This window comes from Bartonella sp. CL25QHWL (assembly GCF_042195335.1).
Classification (GTDB): domain Bacteria; phylum Pseudomonadota; class Alphaproteobacteria; order Rhizobiales; family Rhizobiaceae; genus Bartonella.
Map to the genome: position 1 here is coordinate 1 of NZ_JBHIOE010000050.1, position 1,276 is coordinate 1,276.

At 37.1% G+C, this 1,276-nt stretch carries 1 protein-coding gene; it reads right to left on the minus strand.

Features of this window, described 5'->3' with window-relative positions; genetic code table 11:
• Positions 1-161: 161 nt before the first annotated feature.
• Positions 162-1,276, minus strand: a 1,115-nt coding sequence (locus ACFILY_RS09355; RefSeq protein ID WP_375673358.1) for a type IV secretory system conjugative DNA transfer family protein, incomplete at its 5' end; no start/stop codon positions are given.

A 1,276-nucleotide genomic window follows, 5' to 3' on the forward strand; every position in this document is an offset into this window, starting at 1 on the left:
TAATGGTCTCCTTGACCTTAAGAACCTAGGATTCTTAGTCGCCTCATTAAACGCGGGTCTGATGTCATGATTTTGGTGAGCGTTCCAGAGAGTTTGAGAGGCGGATAGCCTCTCATTATTGATTATGGACGAACGAAGTGAGTTCTATTTAGGATATATTATTATTTAGGAGCAAATCTATTTTTGTTAGTAAGGGCTGTTAAATCCTTACGTCTAAAATAGATAGAGCGTCCACAACGGATAGGGGGTTGCCCTCGCACGAGAATGATTTGTTCGTCTAGGCGCATTTCTTGGGTAATTTCATGAGGATAAATTAAAGGTCTCTGCTGGGTGTTTACATTTTCTGTCCCTCTTGTATGGAATCCTCCTAGAGGTTTTCTTGAATTTTTCACTTCAACAGTCATTTGACCACATGCCTTAGATATATTTTCAGCAGTTTTAATATCTTGTATTGCGGCATAACTTATAAAAGCACAACTTTCAAACCATGTCATAGCACCCGATGAACCGAAATGACGTTCAATTTGTCCTATAGATTGGTAAAAGAGCATGAGAGATATTCCATATTTACGACCACGGTCACGAGCTTCTTCTAAGATGTTCATATATCCTAACAGATCAATCTCATCTAAAACAAAGAGGACTCTTTTTTCATAGTTTCCATTTGCGGCTTCCATAGCTTTGAGAAGAGAACCAACAAGAATCCGTCCCACACCAGGGTAAGATTTTAGAGTTTTTGATGGGATATTAAAAAAGATGTCTACATTGCCTTTTGTTATATCATTAGTTTTAAAGTCGTCACCACTTATAAGGTTGGCATAACTATCAAGGGAAAGCCATTGGGTATCTTTAGAAGCAGTAGCATAAACACTAGAGAAAGTTTGCTGTGCCATATTGGTAAAGACCCCGAGGGTTTCACGAATGAATTGTGATGAAGAATTTGATTGTATTGATTTCAATTTTCCAATAACCGATGGTTCTGGTTCTGATACAATCATACGAAGTGTTTTTAAGTTTTTTTCATGTTCTTTGTATTCATCAGAAAAGACGACATGTGCAAGTAGACCTGTTAACAAATTGTGAGCATGAGAGATAAAAAATTGATCGGTTGAAGTGGATCTATAATTTTCTGAAAGGAGGAGTCGTGCTGTCTCTACGAGACCTACTTCCTTTTCACAAATAGGGATATTTTTATCTAATAACCAATCTAAGGGATTAAAAGTTTTTGTTGAATCTCCATGGGGATCAAGAACGTATACTTTTCTTTTTGACAGCT